14 protein-coding genes are annotated in these 14,827 nt (G+C 58.4%); 5 read left to right on the top strand and 9 right to left on the bottom strand.

Going from position 1 to position 14,827, the window contains the following annotated elements; translation table 11 throughout:
* Positions 1-45: 45 nt before the first annotated feature.
* Entirely contained in the window at positions 46-1,098 is a 1,053-nt protein-coding gene (locus B880_RS0114270) for an Ldh family oxidoreductase (RefSeq protein ID WP_017348110.1), read from the top strand.
* A 62-nt stretch (positions 1,099-1,160) separates the two neighbouring features.
* On the top strand, positions 1,161-2,489 hold the full coding sequence (locus B880_RS0114265; protein WP_017348109.1) for an MFS transporter: 1,329 nt from the start codon (positions 1,161-1,163) through the stop codon (positions 2,487-2,489).
* On the opposite strand, the gene B880_RS0114260 is transcribed toward B880_RS0114265, so the two are convergent.
* Positions 2,449-3,366, bottom strand: coding sequence for a LysR substrate-binding domain-containing protein (locus B880_RS0114260; RefSeq protein WP_017348108.1), 918 nt, complete (start codon positions 3,364-3,366; stop codon positions 2,449-2,451). The two genes, B880_RS0114265 and B880_RS0114260, sit on opposite strands and share 41 nt — an antisense overlap.
* A 132-nt stretch (positions 3,367-3,498) precedes the next feature.
* Between B880_RS0114260 and B880_RS0114255 the strand changes: the two genes are divergently transcribed.
* The gene (locus B880_RS0114255; protein ID WP_017348107.1) at positions 3,499-4,107 is read left to right on the top strand and encodes a glutathione S-transferase; all 609 of its coding nucleotides are present in this window, start codon (positions 3,499-3,501) and stop codon (positions 4,105-4,107) included.
* 3 nt (positions 4,108-4,110) lie between these two features.
* On the opposite strand, the gene B880_RS0114250 is transcribed toward B880_RS0114255, so the two are convergent.
* The 7 genes from B880_RS0114250 to B880_RS0114220 all read right to left on the bottom strand — a co-directional run bounded on the left by B880_RS0114250 (position 4,111) and on the right by B880_RS0114220 (position 12,183).
* Entirely contained in the window at positions 4,111-5,133 is a 1,023-nt protein-coding gene (locus B880_RS0114250; RefSeq protein WP_017348106.1) for an LLM class flavin-dependent oxidoreductase, read from the bottom strand.
* Between the two features lie 87 nt (positions 5,134-5,220).
* Positions 5,221-6,555 carry an LLM class flavin-dependent oxidoreductase gene (locus B880_RS0114245; protein ID WP_017348105.1) on the bottom strand — a complete coding sequence of 445 codons (1,335 nt, stop codon included), beginning with the start codon at positions 6,553-6,555 and terminating at the stop codon, positions 5,221-5,223.
* Positions 6,552-8,168: a dipeptide ABC transporter ATP-binding protein gene (locus B880_RS0114240; protein WP_017348104.1), complete on the bottom strand. Its 1,617-nt coding sequence runs from the start codon at positions 8,166-8,168 to the stop codon at positions 6,552-6,554. The genes B880_RS0114245 and B880_RS0114240 overlap by 4 nt, the downstream gene beginning before the upstream one ends.
* Positions 8,165-8,998 (bottom strand): ABC transporter permease, encoded by an 834-nt coding sequence (locus B880_RS0114235; protein ID WP_017348103.1) that lies wholly within the window; start codon positions 8,996-8,998, stop codon positions 8,165-8,167. Before B880_RS0114235 ends, B880_RS0114240 begins: the two co-directional genes overlap by 4 nt.
* Positions 8,995-9,990, bottom strand: a complete 996-nt coding sequence (locus B880_RS0114230; protein WP_017348102.1) for an ABC transporter permease — start codon at positions 9,988-9,990, stop codon at positions 8,995-8,997. The genes B880_RS0114235 and B880_RS0114230 overlap by 4 nt, the downstream gene beginning before the upstream one ends.
* A gap of 14 nt (positions 9,991-10,004) precedes the next feature.
* Entirely contained in the window at positions 10,005-11,621 is a 1,617-nt protein-coding gene (locus tag B880_RS0114225) for an ABC transporter substrate-binding protein (protein ID WP_017348101.1), read from the bottom strand.
* Between the two features lie 43 nt (positions 11,622-11,664).
* Positions 11,665-12,183 carry a GNAT family N-acetyltransferase gene (locus B880_RS0114220; protein WP_017348100.1) on the bottom strand — a complete coding sequence of 173 codons (519 nt, stop codon included), beginning with the start codon at positions 12,181-12,183 and terminating at the stop codon, positions 11,665-11,667.
* Between the two features lie 271 nt (positions 12,184-12,454).
* On the opposite strand from B880_RS0114220, the gene B880_RS0114215 reads away from it, so the two are divergent.
* Both B880_RS0114215 and B880_RS0114210 read left to right on the top strand, forming a co-directional pair.
* Entirely contained in the window at positions 12,455-13,366 is a 912-nt protein-coding gene (locus tag B880_RS0114215) for a ketopantoate reductase family protein (RefSeq protein ID WP_017348099.1), read from the top strand.
* Between the two features lie 93 nt (positions 13,367-13,459).
* A complete protein-coding gene (locus tag B880_RS0114210; protein ID WP_017348098.1) occupies positions 13,460-14,449 on the top strand; it encodes a LacI family DNA-binding transcriptional regulator in 990 nt (329 codons plus the stop codon).
* Positions 14,450-14,478: 29 nt separating this feature from the next.
* Here the strand turns inward: B880_RS0114210 and tmaR are convergent, their stop codons facing one another.
* Positions 14,479-14,799, bottom strand: coding sequence for a PTS system regulator TmaR (tmaR, locus tag B880_RS0114205; protein WP_017348097.1), 321 nt, complete (start codon positions 14,797-14,799; stop codon positions 14,479-14,481).
* Positions 14,800-14,827 lie beyond the last annotated feature (28 nt).

Raw genomic sequence — 14,827 nt, 5'->3', positions numbered from 1 at the left:
ATTGCACACAATAGGCGCATACCCCCTTGTTCCCAGGAGAACCGGATGAGCACTTTGCCTGATTGCACCGCCCAACAAACCGTTCACCTCAGCCAGCTCCGCGCAACCGTGACACAAATTTTTTCCGCCTGGCTGCCCAGCGAAGATGCTGCCGTGGTTGCTCACTGCCTGGTCGATGCTGAAGCACGCGGTGTGGCTTCACATGGAATTGGTCGGATACCGGTTTATACCCAGCGTTTACGCTCCGGCGTGGTGAATGCGCGCCCGCAGTTTCGCCTCAGCGCAGGGGACGGCGCTACTGCTCACCTCGACGGTGATAACGGCATGGGCTATCTCGTCGCACGCAGAGCCATGCAGGAAGCGATAGCACGCGGCCAGCAATACGGGATTAGCATGGTGTTGGCCTCTAACAGCAATCACTTTGGGATGGCGGCCAGTTGGTTACAGCAGGCGCTCGACGCAGGATTAGGGGCGATGGTGTTTACCAACGCGCCGCCGCTGATGCCGGTGTGGGGTGGACGCACGCCGTTCCTTGGTACCAGCCCGTTTGCGTTTGCGGCCCCAGGCGGTAAAACGCCGCTGATGCTGGATATGGCCACTTCGGTGGTGGCATTTGGCAAAATTCGCCGTGCTGCCAGACGCGGTGAGGCGATACCGCAAGACTGGGCGCTGGATGCCGCAGGCCAGCCCACTACCGATGCACAAGCCGCGCTGGATGGCGTGGTGTTACCCATGGCTGGGCCCAAAGGTTCCGGTCTGGGATTGATGATGGAGCTCCTGGCGGGTGTGATGTCTGGCAGCGGCTACGGCGGCGAGGTGCGTAATCAAAACAGTAATTTCAGCCAGCCGCAGAACGTCGGCCATGCCTTTATCACCTTCCGCCCGGATATTGCCCTGCCGCTGGAGAGCTACGTTTCCCGCGCCGATGAACTGGTCGCACGGGCCAAAGCTTCCCCTCTGGCTGAGGGCTTCAGTGCCATCCATATGCCAGGGGAACGAGAAAACCAACGCGCCGCCGCAGCGGAGAGAGATGGACTGACGATCGGCGAGCAGGATCTCGCGATGCTGGAGCAACAGTTAACGCTGTCACAAGCCTGATATCGCCGTAGCCGCTCACAGAAGCGGCATTGGCGATCCCTACGATCCTGACGAGGTGCCCCATGACGTCTGAAATCCGTAACGATCTGTCACCACCGGCGCTAAGCCCCGAAGAGCGCCGCCTGTGCCGTATCGCCGCATGGCGGCTGATTCCGCTGCTCGGTCTGGCCTACTTCTTTAATTATCTCGACCGCACCAGCGTCGGTTACGCAGCGCTACAAATGCGCGATCAGCTCGGCCTGACGGCCTTTCAGTTTGGTCTTGGCGCGGGGATTATGTTCTTTGGCTACTGCCTGTGTGAAGTGCCCAGTAATCTGGCGATGTACCGGTACGGCGCGCGAGTCTGGCTGGCCCGCATTATGATCAGCTGGGGGATAGTTGCTACGCTGATGGCGGTGGTGGTCGGCCCCTGGAGTTTTTATACCCTGCGGCTGCTGCTGGGGATTGCCGAGGCGGGGTTTTTCCCAGGCGTGATTTTCTATCTCAGCCTGTGGTTTCCGCCCCAGTTTCGCACCCGCGTGCTGGCCTGGTTCACCATTGCCACCCCGGTGTCGTTTTTAGTCGGTGGCCCGCTCTCCACCAGCCTGCTGCAAATGCACGGCCTGGCAGGACTGGCGGGCTGGCAGTGGATGTTTGTGATTGAAGGATTACCGGCGATAGTGCTGGGGCTGTTCACCCTGCGCTGGCTGGCGGATCGCCCGGAAAATGCTCACTGGATGAGTGATGCCGAGAAACACACCTACCGTAAAATGCTGGCAACGGAAGCGGGGCATAACGACAAAAGCCACCACTTCCGCGCCGTACTGCGTGACCCGCGCGTCTGGCTTCTGAGCGCCATTACCTTTAGCTACACGTCTGGCACCTACGGCATCGGCATCTGGCTGCCGCAGATGTTGAAATCTCAGGGCATCGAGCTGGGACTGATCGGCTGGCTGGCCGCGATCCCCTACTTCTTCTCCACGCTGGGGTTGATCTTCTGGGCCAGAGCGGTCGACCGCGGCGGGCGAGCTGGGGTGCATTTGATCGCTGCCCTGCTGTTGGCCGCAACGGCCTTGATGGTTTCCCTGTATCTCACCAGCCTGGTACCCGCCCTGATCGGGATCACGGTTGCGCTGGTGGGGACGATTTCCGCCAAAACTATCTTTTTCACCCTGCCCGGCACCTTCTTACGCGGTCAGGCGGCCGCGGGTGGCATCGCCTTAATCAACTCCATTGGGGCCTTTGGCGGCTTTGCCGGGCCGTTTATGATGGGCATCGCCCGCGAGATGACCAACTCATTCACCGCAGGCATGATGCTGATGGGCGGGGTGATCCTGTTTGCCGCCGGTCTGGCGCTGGTGCTGCTGCTGTTTATGCGTCAGCGTGAGAGCCAGCTTGCCACGGCTCAGTAAGCTGAAGGTAACTGGCGGCCTCCTCCTGCAACCAGCCGATCAGCTCACGCCGCGCATCGCTGTCACGATCCGGCGTGGTCACTAACCAGTAAGGCCACGGATAGGCCACGCTAACGGGGCTTAACTGCACCAACTCTCCGCGCTGGATCGCCGCCTGCACCACCGAGCGCCGTTCCAGCGCAATCCCCTGACCTAAACGCACCGCTTCCAGCAACAAGTTCGAGTCATTGATGCACAGTCCGCTGCGGGCGGGCGGCGCGGCGATCCCGGCTTTATCACACCATGCCTGCCAGGACTCCATGGAAAAGATCAACGCACTGTCGACAATCGCCTGGGGCGTGTGCGGCAGTACGCCGCCATTAAAGTTCGGTGCCGCCACCACCACATACTCATCGCGAAACAGCAGCTGACTTTGTACCCCTTCCCAATCCCCTTTCCCCATGCGAATCGCTACATCAATACCTTGCTGTGGCAGGTCGTTCAGGGTTAAACCGGCGATTAATCGCAGCGTGATGTGCGGGCAACGGGCGCGAAAGCGCGGCAAACGCGGAATAAGCCAGTGGCTGCCAAAAGAGGGCACCAGCGCCAGCGTCACTTCGGCGACGCGTGGACGGGCCTGCACCAGCCTTGTCGCCTCGGCAATGCGTTGCAGTGCATCCCGCACATGCAGGGCATACAACCGGCCCTCTTCGTTGATCAACAACCCGCGCCCATGCCGGTTAAACAGCTTAACGCCCACCTGTAACTCCAGCGATTTCAGGTGCTGGCTAATAGCAGAATGGCTGACGTGCAGCTCCTGCGCTGCCTGCGTCACGCTGCCTAAGCGCGCTACCGCTTCAAAACTACGCAGCGCTGCCACGGGAGGATAATCGGCCATCGAACGCCCTTCTGTATGAATTGTCAGTAAAACTTACATAATCCGTGAGAAATCCGCAATTTTCTTCCCGGAATAGCTCGGTTATGGTGTTTGCACATCGCAATAACGTCACTTTTACTTACAGGACTGCCTATGAAGCTGTACGGAATGCTGGATTCACTCTTTGTTCGTCGCGTCGCGATTTCACTGCACTATTACGGCGTTGCCTTTGAAAACCTGCCGCTGTCGGTGTTCAGTGATTACGCGGCGTTCCAGCGCGTCAATCCGGTGGTGAAAGCGCCAACGCTGACTCTGGCGGATGGCACTACGTTGATGGAGTCGAATCTGATTCTGAGCTATTTTGAAGCGCAGGCGGATGCAGCGCACCAGCTGTTGCCCACCCAGCCTCAGGCGCTGGCAGAAGATCTGCGGATTCTGGGCTTCGCCCTCGCCGCCGGTGAAAAGGCGGTACAGCACATCTACGAACATCGCGTACGCCCGGAAGAGAAGAGCCACCAGCCGTGGATTGACCGAGTTGAAGAGCAGTTACATGCGGCCTGTGCAGCCTGGAATGGTTTGATTGCCGAGCGCGAGTGGGAAACGCGAAAGGTGGATCAGGTGGCGATCACCAGTGCCGTGGTATGGCGGTTTATTCAATACATGTTGCCTGGGGTGGTAGCCAGCACCCAGTATCCCCATCTGCAGCGCCTGACGCTACAGATGGAGCAGTTACCGGTGTTCAGCCAGTACCCTCATGACTAGCGCTTAGCGCCAGCCCAGTTCCGGGGCAACGTACTTGAGAATGGCATCAATGGTGTGGGCCGCGTAGTCCACACCCAGCTGGTTTGGCACCGTCAGCAACAGGGTATCCGCTTCGGCAATCGCCTCGTCTTCCGCCAGCAGTTTGATCAGCTTCTCCGGTTCAGCCGCATAGCTACGACCAAAAATGGCGCGCGTGTTGGCATCCAGATAACCCACGGAATCGCTCTCCTGACCGCTGCGGCCAAAGTACATCCGGTCCATCTGATTCACCAGCGCAAAGATACTGCGGCTAACAGAAACACGCGGTTCACGCGTATGACCTGCGGCTTTCCAGGCTTCACGATACAGACGGATCTGCTTCGCCTGCTGGATATGGAACGGTTCGCCGGTTTCGTCATCTTTCAGGGTAGAACTTTGCAGGTTCATACCCAGTTTCGCAGCCCACTCCGCCGTGGCATTCGAACCGGAACCCCACCAGATGCGCTCACGCAGCCCTGCAGAGAAAGGCTCAAGGCGCAGCAGGCCCGGTGGGTTCGGGAACATCGGTTGCGGGTTAGGCTCAGCAAACCCTTCTCCACGCAGCACTTCCAGCAGCTCTTCAGTGTGACGACGGCCCATGTCCGCATCACTTTCCCCCTCACGCGGAGAGAAACCGAAATGACGCCAGCCATCAATCACCTGCTCCGGTGAACCCCGGCTGATGCCCAGTTGCAGTCGGCCGTTGGAGATTAAATCAGCGGCACCCGCATCTTCCGCCATGTAGAGCGGGTTTTCATAGCGCATGTCGATAACGCCCGTGCCAATCTCAATGGTTTTGGTACGCGCACCCACCGCGGCCAGCAGTGGGAACGGCGAACTCAGCTGGCGAGCGAAATGGTGTACGCGGAAGTAAGCCCCGTCAGCACCTAACTCTTCAGCGGCTACGGCCAGGTCGATGGACTGTAACAGCACATCCTGCGCAGAGCGCGTGGCGGACTGATTTGACGGCGTCCAGTGGCCGAAAGAGAGGAATCCAATTTTTTTCATAATGAGGCACCTTTACACAGTGATATGCCGCTAGAGTAGCCTGTCTCTGGCTAAGCTGCCTCCCAAATTGAGCTTCCTCCTGTCGCTTTATGCCACCTGCTGTGCTTTCGCCGCGAACTGATTCTCTGGCTGTGGCAGCCCGAGGTTTTCACGCAGCGTTGTTGCCTCATATTCACGGCGATAGAGCCCACGCGCCTGCAACAGTGGGATCACCTGGTCGACAAAATCATCAAAGGCCGTTGGCGTGCCACCGCGCACAATAAAGCCATCGGTCGCGCCAGAGAGGAACCAGTGCGCCAGCCCGTCCGCCACCTGCTCGGCGGTGCCGAGGAATGAAGGACGCGGCGTTGCTTCCTCCAGCGCCACCTGGCGCAGTGTCAGGTTGCCCGCGCGCGCTTTGTGCTTGATCGCATCGGTGGTGCTGCGGAAGCTATTTTCGCCGAGGTTGCCAATGTCGGGGAACGGCGCATCGGGGTCATACTGGCTGAAATCATGATGCTCAAAGTAACGGCCAAGATACTCCAGCGCTTTCTCCAGCGTCACCAACTGTGCCGTGGCCTGATAGCGCTGTTCTGCATCGGCTTCGCTGTCACCAATAATTACGCTGGTGCCCTGGAATACCAGTAGCTCATCCGGACTGCGGCCCTGGGCAATCAGGCGCTGATGCACATCGTCACGGAACGCTTTTGCCTGTTCCGGGGTCTCCTGGCGGGTATAAATGGCATCGGCGGCTTCGGCGGCCAACGCTTTCCCTGCATCAGAGGCTCCCGCCTGGAACACAATCGGTCGGCCCTGCGGCGTACGCCCTACATTCAGCGGCCCCTGTACCTGATAGTAGTGTCCCTTATGGTTCAGCGTGTGCAGTTTGGTTGGGTCAAAGTACTGGCCGCTGGCTTTGTCCCGCGTGAAGGCATCGGCTTCCCACGAATCCCACAGCCCTTTGGTCACCTGCAAATATTCACTCGCCACCCGATAGCGTTCATCATGTTCGGTATGCTTCGCCCGGGAGAAGTTTTTCGCGGTGCCTTCCAGTGGCGTCGTGACCACGTTCCACCCGGCGCGCCCGCCACTGAGGTGGTCAAGGCTGGCAAACTGCCGCGCCACGGTAAAAGGCTCGCTGTAGGAAGTGGAAAGCGTGCCGACCAGCCCGATATGCCGCGTCACCAATGCCAGCGCAGAGAGCAGCGTAATCGGCTCAAAGCGGTTAAGGAAATGGGGAATCGACTGCGGTGTGATGTACAAACCATCGGCGATAAACAGAAAGTCGAAGCGCCCTTGCTCGGCCTTGCGCGCCAGCTGTTGCACAAATTCGACGTTGATACTGGCATCGGCTACCGCATCCGGGTGACGCCAGGCGGACATATTGCCCGATGGCCCCTGAATAATCGCCCCAAGACGAAGCTGACGTGACTGCTGACTCATAGCTGACTCCCTGCAAAATGAATATGAGAAGCGGCAGGCAGATGTGGCAATGCCTGCAACAATTGACGGGTCCACGGATGTTGTGGTGAGCGGAATAACGTCGTCACTTCGCCCTGCTCGACCACTTCCCCATTGCGCATCACCATTACGCGATCCGCCAAATGCTGGATCACGCCGAGATCGTGGGAAATAAACAGCAGCGCGGTGCCGTGCTCGGCCTGCATCTCTGCCAGCAGATCCAGCACCTGGGCCTGCACGGAGACGTCCAGCGCGCTGACCGGCTCATCGGCCACCAACAATGCGGGCTGTGGCGCAAAGGCGCGGGCGATGGCAACGCGTTGCCGCTGACCACCCGAGAGCTGATGGGCATAGCGGGTTAAAAAGCGGTCACCGAGTTGCACTTCATCCAACAGCTGCCGCACGCGGCGCTGCCGTTCTGCGCCGAAGATCCCGACGCTGTCGAGGCTTTCACCAATGATTTTCTCTACCGTATAGCGCGGATCAAACGAGCTGAAAGGATCCTGAGCGATCAGCTGTAGCCGTGCACGCTGCGGCCTGCGTGCCGCCTCACTGAGATTATTCCAGCGCTGCCCTTCCAGCAGCAGCGTACCGCTGTCCGGCTCCGTTAAGCCCATCACCACCCGCACCAGCGAGGTTTTCCCCGAACCGGATTCGCCTACCACGCCCAGGGTTTCACCGGGGTGCAGGCGAAAATTGACGTTATTCAGCACCTGACGGCTGCCATAGGCTTTGTACAGACCTTTGGCCTCCAGCAGCGGTTTATCATGTTGGATCTGACGCTGCGGCAGCGGCTCCGGTTCGGCGGTTGCCAAACGTTGCCCACGGGTTTCCGGCGTCGGTACGGCGCGCAGCAGCTGACGTGTCCAGGGGTGCTGTGGCCGACGCAATAACTGCTCGCCCGGCCCCTCTTCAACCACTTCACCATCGCGCATCACTAATACCCGGTCCGCCAGTTCAGACACCACGGCCAAATCATGGCTGATCAGTAACAGAGCCTGTCCCGCGGCACGTCGCTCTGCCAGCAGTTGCAGGATCTGACGCTGCACCGTCATATCCAGCGCCGTGGTAGGTTCATCGGCAATCAGCAGGTCAGGAGAGGCAGCCAGTGCCGTGGCGATTAACGTACGCTGCCGCTGTCCGCCGGAAAGCTGGTGCGGATACTGTGACAGACGCTGTGCGCCATCGGCGATCCCGGCGGCTTCAAGCAGCGCCAGGCTGCGTGCCTGCGTCGGTTTCTGCCCACTGCCTTGCTGTGCATCCGCCAGCTGTTGCCCGACGCGCCGCAGTGGGTCCAGTGACACCAGCGCATCCTGCAACACATAGCCAATACGTTTGCCGCGCAGACCCCGCCATTCACGGGCTTTCGCCTGCGCCATCTCTTCACCCGCGATCACGAAGCGGTCAGCGGTGAGTTCAGCCCCCGGCGGCAACAGGCCCAGCAGACTCCGCGCCGTCAGGGTTTTCCCCGAACCAGACTCACCCACCAGCGCCACGGATTCCCCTGGCGCTATCTGTAACGAGAGGTTTTTCACCACCGTGTGCGGACCAAAGCGAATGTTCAGATTTTTAATGTCGATCAGGGGGCGGCTCATACTGCTCTCCCGCTAAAGTGGGCCTGCCAGTAGCGGCCGACGGTATTCACCGCCACCACCGTCAGGGTAATAAATACGCCCGGCCAGACCGCAATCCACCACGCGTTGCGCAGGTAGTTGCGTCCCTCAGCCAGCATCAGCCCCCACTCGGCGGTGGGCGGCTGTGGTCCCATACCGAGAAAACTTAAGCCCGCCGTGCCAATAATCGCCGTGCCTAGACCCAGCGTGGCTAATGCCGGCACTTGTGCCATGGCGTGGGGCAATACGTGACGGCCAATCAGCGTCACCGGCTGCAGGCCAAAAGTACGCGCCTGTTCCACATAGCCGGAAGTCATCACCTGGTAGGTTTGGGTACGCACGACGCGCGCAAAGCGCGGCACCGAAGCCACGCCAAGGGCAATGATCAGGTTGGTGGTGCCAGGGCCAGTAAATGCAATCAGCATCAGTGCCAGCAGCAGATCGGGGAAGGCGGAGATCACATCCACCGTGCGGCTGATCGCTTCATCGATCACCCCACCCGCCAGGGCCGCCAGCAAGCCCAGCAGCGTGCCGAACACCACCGCGACCGTCACCGCAGCGGTACTGATCATCAGCGAGTAGCGGCTGCCGTAGATCACCCGGGCGAGTACATCTCGCCCTAACTGATCGGTGCCTAACCAGTGCTGCCACGAGGACGGCAGCTGTGCATTGACGGGATCGGCAAGCAGCGGATCGGCATGAGTTAACCAGCCAGGCACGATCACCGCCAGCGCGATGATGAGTAAAAATAACAACGCCAGCCATAAACCGGTTGGCGGAACGGCAATGCGCCGCAGGCTTACTGCACTCATGATTTCCCCTCACGCAGACGTAAACGCGGATCGATCAGCAAGCTGAGAATGTCGGTCAGCGTACTCATCACCACATAAATCAGCGCCGAAACAATGGCCACGGCCAGTACCACCGGCAGATCTTTTGCCAGCACCGCATCCACCGTCAGGCGACCTAAGCCCGGACGCCCAAAGACCTGCTCCGTAATGACCGCACCGCTGAGTAAACCGCCGGTTAACCAGCCGGTGAGTGTGACTACCGGCAACGCCGCATGGCGCAGAGCATGACGCAGGCGAATGCGCCACTCGGTGACGCCCCAGGCGCGCAGCGTTAGGGCAAACGGTGCATCCAGCGCCAGTTCCATTTCGCGTCGCAGCACCTGCGCCAGCACCGCCCCCTGCGCCAGTCCCAGCGAGAGCGCAGGCAGCACCAGTGCGGAAAACTGGCGATCCCCGGCAACCGGGAACCAGCGCAGGGTAAAGCTGAAGATAAACAGCAGAACAATCCCCATCCAGAACGAAGGCGTAGAAGCCAGCAGCAGTTCCAGGGTGGCAGCGATGCGTCGCCCCCAGCGGCGATGGGCTGTAAACGCCGAGATCAGTACGGCGAACACCACGCTCACCACCAACGCCGCCAGCGTCAACTTCAGGGTGGGCCAGATTTGCGACATCAACAGGTGGCTGACATCGGTATTGAGCATGTAAGAACGCCCCATGTCGCCATGCAGTAACCGCCAGAGATAAGACAGGTATTGCCACCACAGGGGTTTATCCAGCCCCCACTCTGCGCGAATCGCGGCTTCGATCTCCGGCGTGCGCACCTGCTCGCCAATCAACAGGCTGACGATATCCCCCGGTGCCAGGTAGACGGCGGCAAATGCCACCGATACCGCAGCCCAAAGTACCGCCACGCCCCCTAGCAGGCGCAAACCCACACGACGCGCCAGTTTCAGGCGCGGTGAGGGCCCCGGGCGCGCCGGGGTCGATGGGTTTACAATGCTGTCTACACTCATGACTTACTCTCCCGTTAGTGGGCGCTTAACCAGATGTCATACGGGTTTTCTGGCATCTGCTTGAAGCTACGGAACTGGATGCCGTGCACATAGCTGGCTGCGGCGACCTGGTCTTCCGGCTCATACAGGGGGATCGCCACCGCTTGCTGCAACAGCGCATAGTTCTGCAGCTCACCATAGAAGCCACGGCGCTGAGTGGTATCCAGCGTACTGGCGGCCTGATCGAGCCAGTGATTGATTTTGGCGTCATTAATACGGCTATAGTTGATCGGTCCACCGGCCTTCACAGGACGGTAGTGGTTTTCAATATCGATGCCATCCGGCGGGGTGTTGGAGTTGGCAATCGCGCCAAATTTCCCGCTGTTGCGTACATCCGCATAGGTGCCGGAATCCACATAGCGCAGTTTGATATCCACGCCCAGACGCTGACGGGCCTGCGCCTGAATGGCCTGCAACAACACGTCACGCTGGTCGCGTACCGTGGCCTGAGCCTGAATCACTTCAATACTCAGGCGTTGGCCGTCCTTGATGCGATAGCCTTGCGCATCACGGGTTTTCCAGCCTGCCTCATCCAGTAACTGATTCCCCAACTGCGGGTTGTTGCCATATTTCCCTTCAATGGCTTTGTCATACAGAGGATCGATAGGCGAGGTAATGCCCCAGACGCGGGTACGTTCGCCGCGATACACCGATTGCAGGATCGGCGCAATGTCGAGCCCCTGTAGCAGCGCCTGGCGCACTTTGACATCCTGGGTCGGACCGTATTCCACATTCAGGAACAGCGAGTACGGCGTCCCGGTGTTAAGGGCATGTTGATAGCTGAAGTCTTTGTTATCCTTGAATTCACCGGCATCGTTGCCGGAAATCCCTTCAATCACATCCACCTGACCGGAAAGCAGCGCGCCGGTACGTACCGAAGACTCTGGCAGGAAGCGGTAAGTCACGCGATCCAGCCAGGCCGGGCCCTGGTGATGTGCCGTTGCCGGTGCCCAGTTGTAGTGCGGATTTTTCACGAAGGTGATCTGCTGGCCCTTTTCGTAGCTTTGCAGAATAAAGGGTCCGGTACCGGCCAGTTCTTTACCGCCGGATTTGAGCTGGGTTGATTGCCAGCTTTTCGGTGACAGCAGCGCCAGCCCTGAAGAGAAGGCCAGGAACGGACTGTAAACCTGCTTCAGCGTGACCACCACGGTGTAGTCATCCGGGGTGCTGATAGTGTCGATCAGCGCACCTTTGGCGCACAGCGTTGAACCTGCGCAGTAGGCGGCATCCTGGGTGTGACGGAAGTTTTCCGCTACCGCAGCCGCATTGAATTTTTCACCATCAGAGAACGTGACATCGTGGCGAAGATTGAAGCGGTAGGTTTTCCCGTCGTCACTGACGCTGTAACTCTGGGCTAACCACGGCACATAACCGCCATCCGGCGTGCGGGCTAACAACGATTCCCACGAGTTACGTAGCAGCAGCTCCACTTTATCCTGGCCGTTGAGCTGTGGGTTCAGGGTAGCGGGTTCGGTTTCAACCCCCCAGGTGAGATCGCCACCTGATTTAGGTTGTTCGGCGGCGCTGGTGTTAGCGGCAATAGCAGACAGGCTGGCAATTCCCAGCGTCAAAGCGAGCAGGCTCAGTTTCATAAAATCCTTCGTTGTTATGTTGAGTTGTTATAGTTCGGAATGACTACGTACGTTCCGGTATGGCTGCGCTCACGCTTAATGATTTGCGCAGAAATACCATCTCTTCCCCCAGAGGATTGGTACGCCAGAAAAAGGGTTGATAACCCCGGTTTTGATAAATATTGCTCAACCAGGGATGACGAATGGCCGTCGCTAAATAAACCGCAGGGGCTTTCAGCGTATCGGCCAGCAAATGCTGTTCTGCCCAGGTTAATATTTCCGTGCCATAACCCTGACGTTTAAAATCAGGATCTACCGCGAACCAGTGAATAAAGGGCAGATGAACCGGTGCGTTGTCATCCTGCTCCCACGGCATTCTAATGGTTACCGTGGCGACAGCCCGCCCTTCTCTTCTCAACAGCAGTACGGTTTCTGTGGCAATCACTGCACGCACTTTTTCTACCGTGCCTTGCAGAATGGTAAACCGAATATCAAACTCTTTTACTGCGGCATAAGCGCGTTGTAATAAATCAAAGACTTCCTCTGCATCCGTCTCGCGCGCTACCTGAATCAATGAGGCCATTATTTTATCCGGCTAACTCTGTTGCGCTGATTATTAAAATTCCCCCTCCCGGATGTAAACCGACAATAGTGGCAATGGTTGTGCTGAATTCAGATATTCACTTTGGTTAGCTCTATTAAAACTATGGTTAGCGTAATAATGAATAATATCGGACGAGAAAAATCCTTTTTTTGCCGAAAAAACTGAGGTAAATCAGCACCCGCAATGCTGGCATCCCGCAGCACAAAACCTTAAGGTGTTAAGCTTCAGACACCACAAAGACAGGGAAACTATGCGCATTTTAATTGTAGGAGCCGGAGCAACCGGAGGCTATTTTGGCGCGCGTCTGGCACAGGCCGGGCGGGATGTCACTTTCCTGGTGCGTGAGCGCCGCCATCAGCAGCTGCAACAGTTTGGTCTGGTACTGCAAACCCCGGAAAGCACGGAGATCCTGCGCCCGCAGTGGCTGCAAGCCGCAGAGCTGACCACGTCGTTTGATCTGATCATCCTGAGTGTGAAAAGTTTTGCACTGGAACAAGCACTGCAAGATATCGTCCCTGCGGTGGGTGAAGAGACATTGATCTTGCCGCTGCTGAACGGCATGCGGCATCTGGATCTGCTGCGCGCGCGTTTTGGCGATCATCGGGTGCTGGGAGGTATGTGTAAAATTCATGCCACGCTGGGTGATCAGGGTGAAATTATCCAACTTTCTCGCCTGCATCAGCTTTACTTCGGCACGCTGGATAACCGCGACGATCCGCGTCTGGCACAGGTTGAAGAGGCTTTGCGCACGCCGCAGTTCGATCTGTTCCCCAGCGCCGATATTATCACTGAGCTGTGGGAAAAATGGCTGTTGCTGAGCACACTCGGAGCCGTTACCTGTCTGGCGCGCGGCAATACCCAGCAGGTGCTGCGATCTGAGGGAGGTGAAGCCTTGTTACAGGCGTTGTTCAGTGAAATATTGAGTGTCATTACGGCTGATGGCTATCGTCCGCGTCCCGCGGTCACTGCCGGGATTTACCAATGGCTGAACAATCCCGAGACCGCAATGACCTCCTCTATGTATCGTGATTTAACCCAGGGCTATCGCATTGAAGCCGATCAGATCATTGGCGATCTGCTGCATCGCGCCCGCCGCAATGGCCTGAGTACGCCGCTGTTGAATGCGGTGTATGTGAATCTCCAGGTTTACCAGCAGGGCTAATAGCACACCTGAGCCGCGCCCCATAAAGGTGCGGCTGTTCCCGCTTTGCGCTGCGACTGTTACACTCCTCTCCTCTTAATCCCGGAGACGATAATGACAGCACGCAGTGCCACCCTGAATGATGTAGCTCGCCTTGCGGGCGTCTCCTATCAAACCGTTTCCCGGGTGCTGAATACACCTCATCAGGTGGCTGATGCCACGCGTGACAAAGTGGCGGCGGCGATGCAGCAGCTTAATTACATTCCTAATCGCGTTGCGCAGCAGTTAGCGGGCAAGCAGAGCCGCACCCTGGGGCTGGCGACCAGTGATTTAGCTTTGCTGGCACCCGCTCAGATTGCCTCCGCCATTCAGCACAGTGCCGCTGTCGCCGGTTACCGGCTGGTGATTGCTATGGGCAACCGGGGAACGGCCGCCGATACGGTGAGTGAACTGTTAGCCCAGCGCGTAGACGGGTTACTGATCAACCTGCCGCTGTCCGCAGGCGAAGCGGAAACGCTGCAACAGCGCTGTGGGGAGAAACCGGTGTTGTTTCTGGATACCGAGGAGCAAGCCGAGGTCGCTAAGTGCCTCTACCCCGCCCACGTTGGCGCGCAGTTGGCCGTTGACCATCTGGTGGCGTTAGGGCACCAGCGCATAGGCATTCTCAACGGCCCTGCGGATTCCGTTGCCGCCCAGGCACGATTTGCCGCCTGGCAACAGGCGTTAGCTCAGCATGAATTGCTCGCGGAGTGTGTGCTGCAAGGTGACTGGAGTGCCGCATCTGGCTATACCGCGATCGCTACGCAACCCCTGTTGCCGCAGGCGCTTCTGGTGGCGAACGATCAGATGGCGCTGGGCGCGATGCGCGCGCTGCATCAGCGTGGCATTGCCATTCCACAACAGATGTCACTGATCGGCTACGACGACACCGCGGAAAGTGCGTGGTATCAACCGGCGTTAACCACCGTTCGGCAGGATTTACAGCAACTCGGCGCGGTGAGCGTCACGCGGATAGTGGCGCAATTGCAGGGGGAAAAGCAGACGGAAGAAGCATTGAAGGCGACATTGATCATTCGCGAGACCACCGGCAGGCCGGTGAACTGACAGCGGGTTGCCCCGCTGTCGTGGGAAGCTTACTCAGGCTTAGGTTCACCCATGGCTTTGAGTTTTTTCGACAGCTCACGGCGCTCTTTTGACAGATCGGCATTTTTGATGATGTATTCATCAACGCGATCTTCATAGTCTGCGCGCATGCTGGCGATAATTTCCTGTACCGCTTCAATGCTCATGCCAGGCTTGAGGTATTCGCTGAGGTTGTCCAGCAGCAGTACGCGCTTTTGGTTATCGCGCACTTTCTTCTCGTTATCGACAATTTCACGCTGCAGCTTGTTTTTACGGCGAAACATCCGCACAAACTCCAGCACGTCCTGAAATGATTGTTTGGCATTATCCATTGGGGCACCTTTTTCTATGCCTGTTGCA

It is taken from the genome of Pantoea sp. A4, from assembly GCF_000295955.2.
Lineage (GTDB): Bacteria > Pseudomonadota > Gammaproteobacteria > Enterobacterales > Enterobacteriaceae > Pantoea > Pantoea multigeneris.
This window is presented reverse-complemented; position numbering and strand designations above follow the sequence as displayed.